The 14,729-nt window shown below is 72.7% G+C and carries 14 protein-coding genes; 2 read left to right on the plus strand and 12 right to left on the minus strand.

The window, feature by feature from the left end; all coding sequences use genetic code 11:
* Positions 1-58: 58 nt before the first annotated feature.
* The 4 genes from VFV67_RS20370 to VFV67_RS20385 all read right to left on the minus strand — a co-directional run bounded on the left by VFV67_RS20370 (position 59) and on the right by VFV67_RS20385 (position 3,063).
* Complete coding sequence (locus tag VFV67_RS20370) at positions 59-478, minus strand: VOC family protein (protein WP_326472161.1); 420 nt, start codon at positions 476-478, stop codon at positions 59-61.
* A gap of 76 nt (positions 479-554) precedes the next feature.
* A complete protein-coding gene (locus VFV67_RS20375) occupies positions 555-1,175 on the minus strand; it encodes a nucleoside/nucleotide kinase family protein (protein WP_326472162.1) in 621 nt (206 codons plus the stop codon).
* A complete protein-coding gene (locus tag VFV67_RS20380) occupies positions 1,172-1,921 on the minus strand; it encodes an SDR family oxidoreductase (protein WP_326472163.1) in 750 nt (249 codons plus the stop codon). The genes VFV67_RS20375 and VFV67_RS20380 overlap by 4 nt, the downstream gene beginning before the upstream one ends.
* The gene (locus VFV67_RS20385) at positions 1,921-3,063 is read right to left on the minus strand and encodes a glycoside hydrolase family 76 protein (protein WP_326472164.1); all 1,143 of its coding nucleotides are present in this window, start codon (positions 3,061-3,063) and stop codon (positions 1,921-1,923) included. The genes VFV67_RS20380 and VFV67_RS20385 overlap by 1 nt, the downstream gene beginning before the upstream one ends.
* Before the next feature lie 80 nt (positions 3,064-3,143).
* On the opposite strand from VFV67_RS20385, the gene VFV67_RS20390 reads away from it, so the two are divergent.
* The gene (locus VFV67_RS20390) at positions 3,144-5,315 is read left to right on the plus strand and encodes a molybdopterin-dependent oxidoreductase (RefSeq protein ID WP_326472166.1); all 2,172 of its coding nucleotides are present in this window, start codon (positions 3,144-3,146) and stop codon (positions 5,313-5,315) included.
* 130 nt (positions 5,316-5,445) lie between these two features.
* Here the strand turns inward: VFV67_RS20390 and VFV67_RS20395 are convergent, their stop codons facing one another.
* The 6 genes from VFV67_RS20395 to clpB form a co-directional block, all read right to left on the minus strand.
* Entirely contained in the window at positions 5,446-6,096 is a 651-nt protein-coding gene (locus VFV67_RS20395; RefSeq protein WP_326472167.1) for a TrmH family RNA methyltransferase, read from the minus strand.
* The gene (locus VFV67_RS20400; protein WP_326472169.1) at positions 6,093-6,470 is read right to left on the minus strand and encodes a DUF2784 domain-containing protein; all 378 of its coding nucleotides are present in this window, start codon (positions 6,468-6,470) and stop codon (positions 6,093-6,095) included. The genes VFV67_RS20395 and VFV67_RS20400 overlap by 4 nt, the downstream gene beginning before the upstream one ends.
* A gap of 43 nt (positions 6,471-6,513) precedes the next feature.
* Complete coding sequence (gene pyrE, locus VFV67_RS20405) at positions 6,514-7,068, minus strand: orotate phosphoribosyltransferase (RefSeq protein ID WP_326472170.1); 555 nt, start codon at positions 7,066-7,068, stop codon at positions 6,514-6,516.
* 75 nt (positions 7,069-7,143) lie between these two features.
* Positions 7,144-7,923, minus strand: a complete 780-nt coding sequence (locus tag VFV67_RS20410; protein ID WP_326472171.1) for an SDR family oxidoreductase — start codon at positions 7,921-7,923, stop codon at positions 7,144-7,146.
* Positions 7,924-8,102: 179 nt separating this feature from the next.
* A complete protein-coding gene (locus VFV67_RS20415; protein ID WP_326472172.1) occupies positions 8,103-8,804 on the minus strand; it encodes a hypothetical protein in 702 nt (233 codons plus the stop codon).
* Between the two features lie 62 nt (positions 8,805-8,866).
* Positions 8,867-11,449, minus strand: a complete 2,583-nt coding sequence (gene clpB / locus VFV67_RS20420; RefSeq protein WP_326472173.1) for an ATP-dependent chaperone ClpB — start codon at positions 11,447-11,449, stop codon at positions 8,867-8,869.
* 473 nt (positions 11,450-11,922) lie between these two features.
* On the opposite strand from clpB, the gene VFV67_RS20425 reads away from it, so the two are divergent.
* A complete protein-coding gene (locus tag VFV67_RS20425) occupies positions 11,923-13,095 on the plus strand; it encodes a globin domain-containing protein (protein ID WP_326472175.1) in 1,173 nt (390 codons plus the stop codon).
* 1 nt (position 13,096) lies between these two features.
* Here the strand turns inward: VFV67_RS20425 and VFV67_RS20430 are convergent, their stop codons facing one another.
* A complete protein-coding gene (locus tag VFV67_RS20430; RefSeq protein ID WP_326472177.1) occupies positions 13,097-13,528 on the minus strand; it encodes a heat shock protein transcriptional repressor HspR in 432 nt (143 codons plus the stop codon).
* Positions 13,525-14,712 carry a molecular chaperone DnaJ gene (dnaJ, locus tag VFV67_RS20435; protein WP_326472178.1) on the minus strand — a complete coding sequence of 396 codons (1,188 nt, stop codon included), beginning with the start codon at positions 14,710-14,712 and terminating at the stop codon, positions 13,525-13,527. Before dnaJ ends, VFV67_RS20430 begins: the two co-directional genes overlap by 4 nt.
* Between the last annotated feature and the right edge of the window lie 17 nt (positions 14,713-14,729).

The raw sequence follows: 14,729 nt of genomic DNA on the forward strand, positions 1-14,729 counted from the left end.
GCTCCGGAATTCACTTCTGTCGTTACGTTCCAGCGGACATGCGGATCGCCGGTTGACCTTATTTTTCGGCGGCCTTGTCCACCCACAGCACCAGCTGGATGCCGTCCGGGTCGCGCAGCGCGATCACCGCGGTGCCCGGCGCGGTGGACTCCTCCGCGATCGGCGAGAACGTCACGCCGTGCTCGGCCAGCCGGTCGGTCCACGCGCGCAGCGACTCCACGGTGGGCACCGTGAACGTCAGGTGATCCAGGCCGGGCCGGCGCTCGTCGAACAGCGCCCCGCCGGTCACCGGGTGTTGCACCAGGGTGAGCGTGATCCCTAAGCCCGGGCCGCGCAGGAACACCTTGCGCACCCCCGACTCGTCCTGATCCTCCCGGCCGATCGTGCTGAACCCGAGCACCCGCTCGTACCAGGGCACGCTGCGGTCCACGTCGGTCACGGTCAGCGCGACGTGGTGCACGCCAGTCAACTCGGGCATGGCGTGTCCTTTCGGGACCATTCGGGGGAGGAGACTCCGCCATCCTGCCCCAGCCGGACCTCCGGCACCGACTCCGTTACGGGATCTTTGACAGGACGAGATCGGAACTGTGCGCGGTCGCGTTCACACGGTCGGCGTTGGCCTGGTCCGAGCCGAGCGCCCGGTCCCGGGCCGCCGGCACCGAGCGCCCGTAGGCCAGGTGCCGCTCGATCAGCCGGCGCACCCGGTCCGCCTCCGGCGGGGCGAGGAACCACACCTCGTCCAGCAGCGGGCGGACCTCGCGCCACGGCGGGTCGGGCAGCAGCAGGTAGTTGCCCTCGGTGACCACGAGCGGGACCTCCGGCGACACCGGCACCGCGCCGGCGACCGGCTCCTCGATCTCCCGGCGGAACTCCGGCGCGTACACCACCTCGGCGCGCCGGGCCCGCAGCCGGCCGAGCAGGTGCACGTAGCCGGCCGCGTCGAAGGTGTCCGGCGCGCCCTTGCGCTCGGCCCGGCCGAGCCGGTCCAGCTCCGCCTGGGCCAGGTGGAAGCCGTCCATCCCGACGTAGGCCGCCCGGGAGCCGAGCGCGTCGACCAGCCGCGTGGCCAGCGTGGTCTTGCCGGCGCCGGGCGGACCGGTGATCCCGAGCAGCCGGCGCTGTCCCGGTCCGGCCAGCGCCGCGGCGCGGTCCACCAGCTCGGCGAAGGAGGTCACCGGCCCCCCGAGATGGTCAGCACCGAGCCGGTCACGTAGGACGCGGCCGGCCCGAGCAGCCAGACGATCCCCTCGGCGATCTCCTCGGGGCGCCCGGCCCGGCCCATCGGGGTCAGCGGGGCCAGCCGCCGCAACCGGTCCGGCAGCCCGGCGCTGACGTGCAGGTCGGTGTCCACCAGGCCGGGCGACACCGCGTTGACCCGGATCCCCTCGCCACCGACCTCCTGCGCCAGCCCGACGGTCATGGCCTCGACCGCCGCCTTGCTGGCCGCGTAGTGCACCCACTCGCCGGGCCCGCCGCGCCGCGCCGCGACCGAGGACACGTGCACGATCGACCCGCCGCGCCCGCCGTACCGGGTGGACATCCGGCGCACCGCGGCCCGCGCGCACAGGAACACACCGGTCACGTTGACGTCGAGCACCCGCCGGACCACCTCGACCCGCTGCTCGTCCAGCCGGCCGGGGGTGTTGCCGGTGATCCCGGCGTTGCTCACCACGCCGGCCAGCGGCCCGCGTTCGCCGGCCAGCTCGAACAGCCGCTCGACCGCGGCCTCGTCGGACACGTCCGCGCCGGCCGCCACGGCCCGGCCGCCGGACTCGGCGATCCCGGCCACGACCCGCTCGGCCGCCGCCCGGTCCGCGGTGTAGTTCACCACCACGTCGTACCCGTCGGCCGCGGCCAGCCGGCACACCGCGGCGCCGATCCCGCGACTGCCCCCGGTCACCACCACGACGCCGGTACCCATCAGAGGGTGCGCTCCAGCAGCGCGGCCGCCTCGACCAGCATCCAGCCGCCCAGCTGGACCGACAGGTCCCGCTCCAGCCGGGGATCGCGGGGCGAGCGCGGGCTGACCGCCGGCTGCGACCACTCCGGGCCGAACAGCGGGCCGCCGCGGGCCAGCGCCCGGTTGCGCCACGCCGCCTCGGCCGAGCCGAACACCAGACCGGCGGCCACCGCGCCGCCGGTCGAGCCGAGCAGCGGCAGCCGCAGCGCCGCCAGCGCCAGGTAGCGGGCCAGGATGCCGGCGAACAGCCCGCCGTCGCCGGCGCCCTGCCCGGGCAGCACGCCGCCCTCGGCGACCCGTTCGGCGACCGCGCCGACCGTCCGCTCGGCCCTGCCCACCCACACCCCGGAACGGTCCCCGGCGGCCAGTTCCAGGCAGGCGCCGAGGAACACGCCCTGGCAGTAGGTGTAGACGGTCCGCTCGATGTCCCGGATCGTGCCGTCCGGGTTGACGTGCATGCCGTCCCAGACCAGCCCGGTCGCCTGGTCCAGCAGGTACCGCTCGATCCACTCGGTCATCGACCGGGCCCGCTGCAGGTCGGTGCGTTCGCCGCCGGCCCGGCTCCACCTGGCGAGCAGGATCGCGCCGGGGCCGTTGGCCGGCACGTTCTTGAAGTCGTCCTTGCGCCGCCACCAGATCCCGCCGCCGCCGTGGTCGGTCCAGCCCTCCCGCAGCCGGGCGGCGACCGGTCGCAGCGCCGCGTCCACCGGCACGCCGGTGGCCTCCGACGCCCGCAGCAGCGCCAGTCCCAGCCAGGCGATGTCGTCGTAGTAGTCGTTGATCCAGCTGCCGAAGTTGCGCATCCGCAGGCCGCGCACCAGCCGGCCGATCCGGGCGGCGCGGGCCGGCTGCGGGTCGCGCAGCTGGGCGTCGGTCAGGCAGTCCAGCAGGTGCGCCTGCCACCAGTAGTTCCAGCGGGTGTGCAGCCGCCCGGCCATGGACACCGGCCAGCCGCGCACCCCGAGCTGGGTGCCGGGGATCGCCCACACCCGGCGCAGGTGCCGGGTCACCACCGCCTGCTCGGCCACCGCGGCCCGCTCGGCCCACGGCTGCGCAGCGTCGTGCGCTCCGGCACTCTCCGCGCGCTCTGCCCCGTGTCTCATCGCACCATGGTGACCGCTGGATCGGTTCGGAAGCTGAATGCCGGTGGGGCGTGTCGGGGCGCTGTGTCATGGTGATTCCCATGACGACCACGGCGCATGTCACCTGTCCCCTGTGCGAGGCCACCTGCGGTCTCTCGGTGACCATCGACGGCGGGCAGGTCACGGCGGTGCGCGGCGACGCCGAGGACACGTTCTCGCACGGGTTCATCTGCCCGAAGGGCGCCTCGCTCGGGGCGCTGCACCACGACCCGGACCGGCTGCGCGCGCCGATGGTCAAACGGGACGGCGAGTGGGTCGAGGTCGGCTGGGACGAGGCGTTCGCCGAGATCGACGCCCGGCTGATGCCGATCATCGAGCGGCACGGGCGGGACGCCGTCGCGGTCTACGCCGGGAACCCGTCGGTGCACAACCTGTCCACCGCGCTGTACGGGCCGGTGTTCTACAAGGCGCTCGGCACCAGGAACTTCTACACCGCCGGCACGGTCGACCAGGTGCCGAAGCACTTCTCCGCCGGGTACATGTTCGGCCACCCGCTGACCATCCCGGTCGCCGACATCGACCGCACCGACCACCTGCTGATGCTCGGCGCGAACCCGTTGGTGTCCAACGGAAGCCTGATGACCATGCCGGACGCGCGGGGCCGGCTCAAGGCGCTGCGCAGGCGGGGCGGCAAGCTGGTCGTGGTCGACCCGAAGCGCACCCGCACGGCGGAGATCGCCGACGAGCACCACGCCATCCGGCCCGGGACCGACGCGCTGCTGCTGTTCGCGATGGTGTCGGTGCTGTTCGAGGAGAACCTGGTCGCGCTCGGCCGGGTGGAGTCCCATGTGGACGGTGTCGATCGGGTGCGCGAGCTGGCCGGGCCGTTCACCCCGGACGCGGTCGCGCCGGTCACCGGGATCGCGGCCGGGGAGATCCGGCGGATGGCCCGGGAGCTGGCGGCGGCGCCGCGGGCCGCGGTGTACGGCCGGATCGGCACCACCACCCAGGCGTTCGGCACGCTGGCCAGCTGGCTGGTCGACGTGCTCAACGTGTTGACCGGCAACCTGGACACCGAGGGCGGGGCGATGTTCCCGCTGGCCGCGGCCGGCCAGGCCAACGCCCGGCCGGGCCGCGCCCGGCGCGGGTTCACCACCGGCCGGTTCCGCAGCCGGGTCCGCGACCTGCCCGAGGTGATCGGCGAGATCCCGGTGGCCACGCTGGCCGACGAGATCCTCACCCCGGGCGAGGGTCAGGTGCGCGCGCTGATCACCGTCGCCGGCAACCCCTGCGTGTCCACCCCGAACGCCGGCCGCTTGTCGGATGCGTTGCGCCAGCTGGACTTCATGGTGTCGCTGGACGTGTACCTGAACGAGACCTCCAGGCTCGCCGACGTGATCCTGCCCGGCCCCACCGCGCTCGAGCGGCCGCACTACGACCTCGGCCTGTACCAGTTCTCGGTCCGCAACGTGGCCAACTGGACCCCGGCCGTGCTGCCAACCGACCTGCCCCAGGAGTGGCAGACCCTCTTACGCCTCACCGGAATCGTCACCGGCCAGGGCCCCGGCGCCGACCTCGCCGCGCTGGACGCCTTCGTGGCCGCCGAGACCGCCCGCCGCTCCGGTGTGGACGTATCGCTGGCCGGCGACCGCACCGGCCCAGAGCGCCTGCTCGACCTGCTGCTCCACGCCGGCCCCTACGACCTCACCCTCGCCGACCTCGAAGCCGCCCCACACGGCATCGATCTCGGCCCGCTCCAGCCCCGGATGCCGGACATCATCGGCACCCCGTCCGGCAAGGTCGAGCTGGCCCCCGACCCGATCACCGCCGACATCCCCCGGTTGCGCGCCGAGCTCGACCGGCACGTCAACGGCCAACTCCTGCTGATCGGCCGCCGCCAGCTCAGCTCCAACAACTCCTGGATGCACAACGTCGAAACCCTGGTGCGTGGCCAGAACCGCTGCACCGCTCAGCTGCACCCCGACGACGCCAGCCGCCTCGGCCTGCGCGACGGCGCCCTCGCCGTGATCCGCTCGCGCGCCGGCAAGGTCGAACTCCCGGTGGAGATCACCGACACGCTGCGCCCCGGGGTGGTCAGCATCCCGCACGGCTGGGGCCACGACGTCGACGGCGTCCGCACCGCCGTCGCCACCGCCCACCCCGGCGCCAACTCCAACCTGCTCGCCGACGACACCCTGCTCGACGCCCTCTCCGGCACCGCCGTCCTCAACGGCATCCCGATCGACATCGAACCCGCCCGCACCCGAACCTGAGCCCCGCACCCCAAACCACTCCACCCCCACACCTCACCGACCCCACAACTCGCGTGCCCCACCCGACAACTCGCCCACCCCACCCGACAACTCGCGTGCCCGAGCCAGCAACTCACCACGCGCTCGGTCCCTACCAGGCCCGCCCGAGATCGGCATGCTGCCGAATCCACGCGTGCATCACGATCCCCGCCGCCACCCCGGCATTGATCGACCGCGTCGACCCGAACTGAGCGATCGACACGACCAGCCCGGCCCCGTCCCGAGCCGGCTCGCTCACCCCCGGCCCCTCCTGCCCGAACACCAGCACACACCGCCGCGGCAACACGGCCTGCTCCACCCGCACCGCCCCCGGCATGTTGTCCACCGCCACCACCGCCAACCCCGCCCCCGCCGCGAATGCCAGCAACGACGGCACATCCGGATGGTGCTCGATGTGCTGGTACCGGTCGGTCACCATGGCACCGCGCCGGTTCCACCGCCGCCGCCCCACGATGTGCACCGCCCGCGCCGCGAACGCGTTGGCCGTGCGCACCACCGTGCCGATGTTGTGGTCGTGCCGGAAGTTCTCGATCGCCACGTGGAAGTCGTGCCGGCGCGGGTCCAGGTCGGCGATGATCGCGTCCCGGCGCCAGTACCGGTAGGCGTCCACCACGTTGCGCCGGTCTCCGCCGGCCAACAGCTCCGGGTCGTAGCGCGGATCGGTCGGCCAGTCCCCCGGCCACGGCCCCACCCCGACCGGCTCGCCGAACTCCCACTCGGTGGGCCCCTGCGTCTCGGTCAACGCGCCGCCACGACGGCCTCGCGGCGCCGGCGCCACAGGACGTAGGCGCCCACATAGGACACCACCAGCAGCACCACCGCGGCCACCACGACGAACGGCAACCACGCGCGCGGGATCAGGTCGTCGTAGATGTAGTACTCGTTGAAACCGCCGGGCAGCGGTTCCAGGCCCTGCCGCGCCCGCAGCGAGTCCTCGAGCGCGGTCAGCGGGCAGGGCAGCCCGGGCACCGTGTTGATCGCCACCCCCCAGAGCGCGAAGAACACGTGCAGGAAGATCGTCTTCGGCCAGCGCCAGGCCAGGAAGCCGCCGAGGCCGATGTAGATCAGCGCCGCGAAGTGCACCAGCACGGTGACGTCGGCGAGAAAGGCGGCCATGCCGCCAACGTTAGCCGGGCGCCGGCCGTGGCCGCCCCATCGGCTACCCCGGCGAAAGGCCCAGGTCGGCCAGTCCGAGCAGCGACCGGTAACGCAGCCCGCGCGCCTCGATCGCCCGGCGCGCCCCGGTGTCCCGGTCGACCACGGTCACCACGCCGACCACCGCGGCCCCGGCCTCGGTGACCGCGTCCACCGCGGTCAATGCGCTGCCGCCGGTGGTGGAGGTGTCCTCGACCACGAGCACCCGCTGCCCGGCCACCTCGATGCCCTCGATCCGGCGCTGCATCCCGTGCTCCTTGGCGCTCTTGCGCACCACGAACACGTCCAGCACCTCACCGGCGGCGGCCGCGGCGTGCATCATCGCGCAGGCCACCGGGTCCGCACCGAGGGTCAGCCCGCCCGCGGCCACGTAGCTCCAGTCGGCGGTGAGCGCCCGCAGCAGCCGCCCGATCAGCGGCGCGGCCGCGTGGTGCAGGGTCGCCCGGCGCAGGTCGACGTAGTAGTCGGCCTCCCGGCCGGAGGCGAGCACGACCCGCCCGCGCACCACGGACAGCTCGGTCACCAGCCGGGCCAGCTCGCCCCTCGCTATCGGATCCACCAGCGGAACAGCACCAGTTCGCACAATTTCCCAGCCTCGCACACCGGGCCGCGACCGGGCGGGCGCGACACAGGGTCAGACCCGGTCCCGGCCGCCGGACGCCTTGCCGACCAGCCGGTGCAGCAGACCGCGGGGCAGCAGCTTGCCGAACCCGACCAGCGCCTTGTACTGCAGCCCGGGTACCGAGCGGGTTCGGCCGCGTCGCAGGTCGGCCAGACAGTCGGCGACCACCCGGTCCGCATCCAGCCACAGCCACTCGGGACCGTCCGGCTCTCCCGAACCGGTCCGCGCGTGGAACTCCGTGTGGGTGAAGCCGGGGCACAGCGCGAGCACCCGCACCCCGGTGCCGGCCAGCGCGATCGCCATCCCCTCGGAGAACGTGGTCACCCAGGACTTGGTCGCCGAGTAGGCCGGGCCGGGTCCGGGGAAGAAGCCGGCGACGCTGGACACGTTGACCACCGCGCCCCGGGCTCTGGCCATCATGCCCGGCAGCGCCGCCCTGGTCAGCCGCAGCACGCTGGTGACGTTCACGTCCAACTGGGCCTGCAGCTCGTCGATGTCGGCGGTGACGAACGCCCCGGACATGCCGAACCCGGCGTTGTTCACCAGCAGGTCGATCGGTTTGGTGTCGTCGGCCAGCCGCTCCTCGACCCGCTTGCGCGCCCGGGTGGTGGACAGGTCGGCGGACATCACCTGGACGTCCACGTGGTGCGCGTCGGACAGCTCGGTGGCCACCTCCTTGAGCCGTTCCCGGTTCCGGGCGACCAGCACGAGGTCGTAGCCCTCCGCGGCCAGCTTTCGGGCGAACGCGAGACCGATCCCCGCGGTGGCCCCGGTGACAAGCGCTGTTGACATGCTGTTCCGCCTCTCCGGAGTTTTACTGTTCCGCCCCTCCGGGCTTTACTGCTGTCGTTCCGTCCCAGCCGGTGGTGCGGTTGACGGATTGAGTGTGGCCGGGTGCCGTCACGGTGCCCCTGAGGTCGCGTTCGTTGGACCAAGACGTCACCCCGGTGATCACTGTGGATGAGCCCTGGCTAGCCGCCGCTCTGCTCGCCGTCCCGGGCGGTGGACTCCTCCGACTCGCCGACCGGATCGATCTCGGCGTCGAACGGGTCGACCACGTCGGCCACCTCGCCGATGCTGCGCAGCAGCCGCTCCAGCCGGGACGGTCCGGCGCTCGGCGGCGCGCTGGCCAGCACCCAGCCGCCCTCGATCCAGGCGACCGGGATGTCCCCGCCGATGTCCTCGGTGGCGTCCACCAGGTCCGGCGTGATCAGCCCCCGGGCGGTGGCGATGTCGGAGACGAAGGCGTAGCGCTGGCCGACCGGGCCGAGCAGCTCGGGCATCTGGTCGCGCTGGAACGGCACGTTGGGCAGCCACAGCTCGACCACGACGGGATGGGTGCGCCGGCACTGCACGGCCGCGATCACCGCGCCGATCCGCCCGCCGGTGTCCAGGTCGAACACGTACACGCGGCGCCGCCCGTCGGCGGTGAAGGTGGAGCCGGCCACCACGTCGCGGGCCGTGCCGCCGCCGTAGTAGGCGATCGCCCCTGCCGTCCACTGGGTGGGTAGCGCCGGGTCGTTCTCGGAGAACTGCCAGCCGCGCAACGCCGCCCAGCGGTGCCGCTCGCGGTTGCGCGAGGTCAGCCGCGCGCGGTCGCGCAACAGCAGCACCGCTCCGAGGAGGCCGGCCACGGCCGCCGCGGTGAACCAGGCCCAGGCGGGTACACCCACGCCCGGCAGCGTAGTCGCCGCCCCCCTGGACCGAAGATCACAGGGGGGCGGCGCGTCGCCGGTTACTTGCGGCTGACCGTGAGCGCGCTGTTGTCGTCGGTGATGTCCACCAGCACGGTGTCGCCGTCGCCGATGTCGCCGGACAGCAGCGCCCTGGCGAGCTGGTCGCCGATGGCCGAGGCGACCAGCCGGCGCAGCGGGCGGGCGCCGTAGATCGGGTCGAAGCCGTTGAGCGCCAGCCAGTCGCGGGCCGACGGGGTGACGTCCAGGGTGAGCCGGCGCGCCGCCAGCCGTTTGGCCAGCCGGGTCACCTGGATGTCCACGATGCTGGTCAGCTCCTCGGTGGCCAGCGAGTGGAACACCACCACGTCGTCCAGCCGGTTGAGGAACTCCGGCTTGAAGTGCCGCTGCACCACGGCGAGCACCGCGTCCTTGCGCTGCCGCTCATCCAGGGTCGCGTCGGCGATGGCCTGCGAGCCGAGGTTGGAGGTGAGCACCAGGATCGTGTTGCGGAAGTCCACCGTGCGGCCCTGGCCGTCGGTGAGCCGGCCGTCGTCGAGCACCTGGAGCAGCACGTCGAACACGTCCGGGTGGGCCTTCTCCACCTCGTCGAGCAGCACCACGCTGTACGGCTTGCGGCGCACCGTCTCGGTGAGCTGGCCGCCCTGGTCGTAGCCGACGTAGCCGGGCGGGGCGCCGACCAGCCGGGCCACCGAGTGCTTCTCGGAGTACTCGCTCATGTCGATCCGCACGATGGCCCGCTCGTCGTCGAACAGGAACTCGGCCAGCGCCTTGGCCAGCTCGGTCTTGCCGACACCGGTGGGGCCGAGGAACAGGAACGAGCCGGTCGGCCGGTCCGGATCGGCCACCCCGGCGCGGGCCCGGCGCACCGCGTCCGACACGGCGCGCACCGCCTCCGCCTGGCCGACCACGCGTTCGGCCAGCGCGTCCTCCATCCGCAGCAGCTTGACGGTCTCGCCCTCGAGCAGCCGGCCGGCCGGGATGCCGGTCCACGACGAGACCACGTCGGCCACGTCGTCCGGGCCGACCTCCTCCTTGAGCATCACCTGCTCGCCCCGGGTGGACCGGGTGGCCACCTCCAGCTCCTTCTCCAGCGCCGGGATCCGGCCGTAGCGCAGCTCGGCGGCCCGGCCGAGGTCGCCGTCCCGCTCGGCCCGCTCGGACTCGCCGCGCAGCTGCTCGAGCTGCTCCTTGAACTCCCGGACCCGCTCGATCGAGCCCTTCTCGTTCTGCCAGCGCGCGGTGAGCCCGGAGAGTTGCTCACGCTTCTCGGCCAGCTCGGCGCGCAGCGCGGCCAGCCGCTGCTTGGAGGCCGGGTCGTCCTCCTTGGCCAGCGCCATCTCCTCGATCTCCAGCCGGCGCACCGCGCGCTCCACCTCGTCGATCTCCACCGGCCGGGAGTCGATCTCCATGCGCAGCCGGGAGGCGGCCTCGTCGATCAGGTCGATGGCCTTGTCCGGCAGGAACCGGGCGGTGATGTAGCGGTCGGACAGGGTGGCGGCGGCGACCAGCGCGCCGTCGGTGATCCGCACGCCATGGTGCACCTCGTAGCGCTCCTTGAGCCCGCGCAGGATGCCGACGGTGTCCTCCACCGACGGCTCGCCGACCAGCACCTGCTGGAAGCGCCGCTCCAGGGCGGCGTCCTTCTCGATGTGCTTGCGGTACTCGTCCAGCGTGGTGGCGCCGACCATGCGCAGCTCGCCCCGGGCCAGCATGGGCTTGATCATGTTGCCGGCGTCCATCGCGCCCTCACCGGTGGCCCCGGCGCCGACGATCGTGTGCAGCTCGTCGATGAACGTGATCACCTGGCCGGCCGACTCGGTGATCTCCTTCAGCACCGCCTTGAGCCGTTCCTCGAACTCGCCGCGGAACTTCGCCCCGGCCACCATCGAGCCGAGGTCCAGCGCGACCACGCGCTTGCCGCGCAGCGACTCGGGCACGTCGCCGGCGATGATCCGCTGCGCAAGGCCCTCGACGATGGCGGTCTTGCCGACGCCCGGCTCGCCGATCAGCACCGGGTTGTTCTTGGTCCGCCGGGACAGCACCTGCACCACGCGGCGGATCTCGGTGTCCCGGCCGATCACCGGGTCCAACTCGCCGGACCGGGCCCTTGCGGTGAGGTCAAGGCCGTACTTCTCCAGCGCCTTGTAGGTGCCCTCGGGGTCCGGGCTTGTCACCCGGGCCGAGCCGCGGACCTTGACGAACGCCTCCCGCAGCGCCTCCGGGCTCACGCCGTGCCGGCGCAGCAGCTCCGCCACGTTGCCGCCCTCGGCGGCCAGGCCGACCAGCAGGTGCTCGGTGGAGACGTACTCGTCGCCCATCTCCGTGGCCAGCTTCTGGGCGTGGGTGACCGAGCGCAGCGCCTGCGCGTCCAGCTGCGGCGCGGACACCGTGGCACCGGTGGCCGAGGGCAGGGCGTTGGCCAGCTGGTCGTTCTCCTTGCGGATCAGGGTGGGATCGGCGCCGACCGCGGTGAGCAGCGGCGCGGTCAGCCCGTCGCCCTGGGCGAGCAGCGCCCCGAGCAGGTGCACGGGCTTGACGTCGGGGTTGCCCGCCACCGAGGCCGCCTGGGCCGCCGCCGAGATCGCCTGCTGTGTCTTCGTGGTCGGATTGAAAGCGTCCATCCCTCACCTCGGGTCGCAGGGCCGGTGTTCCTACCTCTCCAACGACGGAAAAGTTGAGCCTGTTCCGCTCAATTCGGGCCGTCGTCCCGCGGTCTCACCCGGGTGTACCAACGGCCTGTCCACACCGGGCACCGGCTTGTCCCCAAACCCCAGGTGTCTGTCCACATGGCGCCGGGAGACGGTAGGCACAGCGTGATCACTCGGGTACCGCAACCGCCACTCGAGTGATGTCTCGTCCCGCTCTCACCAGCCGTTAGTGCCTGACGTAGAGATCATGGCACCTGATCGTGACCGAAGACATCACGCGTTCCGGGCCCGGATCTGTCCAATCCGTAGCAATATGTCACCTAGACGGGCTATCACGGCTGACCGCCGCCAAGAATCGGTCTAACCTCCACACAGTCGGGGGATAGGTGCTCGAGTACGGTGGCGTCTAGCGTAGGGCGCCCGGAATTTGGAGCTGCCCCGACAACATGACAGCCAAGGCCCCGGTGAGCCCCACTCCGCAGCAGAGCGACGACCAGCCCGCGGCGGTCGCACTGATGGTGCGGCTGGTCCGCGAGAGTTTTGCTGTCGTCGAACCGCACGCCGATGCCGTCTGCGAGTCGTTCTACGCCACCCTGTTCAGCATCGCGCCGGAGATCCGGGAGCTGTTCCCGCTGAACATGCAGGTCCAGCGGTCCCGGTTCCTGCGCGCCCTGGTGCACATCGTGCAGATGATCGACCGGCCCGAGGAGCTGGGCCCGTTCCTGCGCCAACTCGGCCGCGACCACCGCAAGTTCGGCGTGCTGACCGGGCACTACGAGCCGCTGGGCATGGCGCTGCTCTCCTCGATCAAGAAGTACGCCGGGCCGGCCTGGACGGTGGAGGTCGAGCACGCCTGGGCCGAGGCCTACACGATCGTCGCCCGGGCCATGCTGGACGCCGCGGCCGCCGACGACGGGCCGGCCTGGTGGTCGGCGACCCTGGTCGACCACCAGCGCAAGGCCCGCGACCTGGCCATCGTGCGGCTGCAGCCCGAGTATCCGGTGCCGTACCTGCCGGGCCAGTACGTGAGCATCGAGATTCCGCAGCGGCCGCGGATGTGGCGTTACCTGACCCCGGCCAACGCACCGCACGGCGACGGGATGCTGGAGTTCCACGTCCGGGCGGTGCAGTCCGGCTGGGTCAGCCGGGCGATCGTGGCCGAGGCGCAGCAGGGCGACGTGTGGCGGATCGGTCCGGCGATGGGCCGGCTCCGGGTGGACCGCACGGCCGGCCGGGACGTGGTGATGATCGCCGGCGGGACCGGTCTCGCGCCGATGCGGGCCATTCTCGAGGACCTCGCGCAGTGGGGGGAGAACCCCCGGGTGCACCTGTTCTACGGCGGCCGGGTCCGGGCCGACCTCTACGACCTGCCGTACCTGGTCAGCCTGGCCGCGACCAACCCGTGGCTGACCGTGGTCCCGGTGGTCGAGTCCGACGCCGACGCCACCAACATGCAGCAGGGCACCCTGGCCGACGTGGTCACCCGCTACGGCGCCTGGGCCGACCGGGACGTGCTGGTCTCCGGCTCGCCGTCGATGATCAGGTCAACGGTGTCCCGGATGCTCGTCGCCGGCACACCGCTGGACCACATCACCTACGACCCGTTCACGCTGGACTGATTTACCGCCGGCGCTGAGGGCGCCAGACGACCAGGGCGGTCTGCTGGCGTACCGGGACCAGCTCGTTGCGGTATGAGGCGTGCACCGTCGCGGCCGCGCGCTCGGCCGCCGCGTACGCCGCCGCCAGTTCCTCGGTGAGCGCGTGCACCTGGGCGCGCAGCGCCTCCACCTCGGTGGCCAGCTCGATGATCCGCTTGATGCCGGCCAGGTTGACGCCCTCCTCCTGGGACAGCCGCTGCACCTCGCGCAGCACGGCGATGTCCCGCATGGAGTAGCGCCGGCCGCCGCCCGCGGTGCGCCCCGGCGAGACCAGCCCGAGCCGGTCGTAGCCGCGCAGCGTCTGCGCGTGCAGCCCGGCCAGCTGGGCGGCCACCGAGATCACGAACATCGGGGTGTCCTCGTCGGCGCCCGGAGGGAACGACGGCCTGCTCATGATCCGGTCCTCCGCTCCAGCATCCGGGTCAGCTCCGGCCGCGGGTCATGCCCGGCGGTGGCCTGCGCGTAGGCCTCCAGGGCCGCCCGGGCCTTGCCGTCCAGGTTGGCCGGCACCGCCACCTGCAGGGTGACCAGCAGGTCGCCGACCTGGCCGTCCCGGCGGGAGATGCCCTTGGCCCGCACCCGCAGCACCCGGCCGCTGGCCGTGCCCGGCGTCACCCGCAGCGACACCTTGCCGTCCAGCGTCGGCACGTCCAGCGTGGTGCCGAGGGCCAGCTCGTCGAAGGTCACCGGAACCTTGAGCGTCAGGTCGTTGCCGGACCGGCCGAACACCGGGTGCGGGGAGACGTGCACCCGCACGTACAGGTCGCCGTTGTGCCCGCCGTTGCTGCCCGGCTCACCCTGCTCGGCCAGCCGGATCCGCTGGTCGTCGTCCACCCCGGGCGGGATCCGTACGGTGAGCGTCCTGGTCTTGGTGCTCACCCCGTCGCCGGCGCAGTCCACGCACGGGTCGTCGACGATCCGGCCGGTGCCCCGGCAGTCCCGGCACGGCTCGCTGAACGAGAACGCGCCTTGGCTGCGGCTGACCAGCCCGACCCCGTTGCAGGCCGGGCAGGTGCGCGGGGTGGTTCCCGGCCGGGCCCCGCTGCCGTGGCAGGTGTCGCAGGTGGACGGGCTGGACAGGCGCAGCGGCACGGTCGCGCCGCGCACCGCCTCCAGGAAGTCGATCCTGATCTCGGTCTCCACGTCGGCGCCGCGCCGCGGCCGGCCGGCCGTCGACGTGCCCGAACCGCGCCGGTTGAACAGGTTGCCCAGCATGTCGCCGAGGCCGCCGAACCCGCCGGACGCCGTGTTGCCCTGCGGCGTGCCGCCGAACAGGTCACCGAAGTCGAAGTTCCCGGTACCGCCGAAGTTGCCCCCGCCGAACCCGCGCATGCCGCCGGCGCCGAACAGCCGGCGGGCCTCGTCGTACTGCTTGCGCTTCTCCGCGTCCCCGAGCACCCCGTACGCCTCGGACACCGCCTTGAACCGCGCCTCGGCCCGCGAGTCACCCGGGTTGGCGTCCGGGTGCAGCTCGCGGGCCAGCTTGCGGTAGGCCTTCTTGATCTCGGCGTCGGAAGCGTCGGAGGAGACCCCCAACTCGCGATAGAAGTCCTTGTCGATCCAGTCTCTAGCGCTCATCGGACATCCCCTCCTTC

It is taken from the genome of Actinophytocola sp., assembly GCF_035762905.1.
Classification (GTDB): Bacteria; Actinomycetota; Actinomycetes; order Mycobacteriales; family Pseudonocardiaceae; genus DASYTH01.

Coding starts and splice junctions, on each gene's coding strand:
- VFV67_RS20390 (WP_326472166.1), top strand. CDS start 3,144: ATGACGACCACGGCGCATGTCACCTGTCCCCTGTGCGAGGCCACCTGC.
- VFV67_RS20400 (WP_326472169.1), bottom strand. CDS start 6,470: ATGGCCGCCTTTCTCGCCGACGTCACCGTGCTGGTGCACTTCGCGGCG.
- clpB (WP_326472173.1), bottom strand. CDS start 11,449: ATGGACGCTTTCAATCCGACCACGAAGACACAGCAGGCGATCTCGGCG.
- VFV67_RS20370 (WP_326472161.1), bottom strand. CDS start 478: ATGCCCGAGTTGACTGGCGTGCACCACGTCGCGCTGACCGTGACCGAC.
- VFV67_RS20385 (WP_326472164.1), bottom strand. CDS start 3,063: ATGAGACACGGGGCAGAGCGCGCGGAGAGTGCCGGAGCGCACGACGCT.
- VFV67_RS20425 (WP_326472175.1), top strand. CDS start 11,923: ATGACAGCCAAGGCCCCGGTGAGCCCCACTCCGCAGCAGAGCGACGAC.
- VFV67_RS20430 (WP_326472177.1), bottom strand. CDS start 13,528: ATGAGCAGGCCGTCGTTCCCTCCGGGCGCCGACGAGGACACCCCGATG.
- VFV67_RS20380 (WP_326472163.1), bottom strand. CDS start 1,921: ATGGGTACCGGCGTCGTGGTGGTGACCGGGGGCAGTCGCGGGATCGGC.
- VFV67_RS20410 (WP_326472171.1), bottom strand. CDS start 7,923: ATGTCAACAGCGCTTGTCACCGGGGCCACCGCGGGGATCGGTCTCGCG.
- dnaJ (WP_326472178.1), bottom strand. CDS start 14,712: ATGAGCGCTAGAGACTGGATCGACAAGGACTTCTATCGCGAGTTGGGG.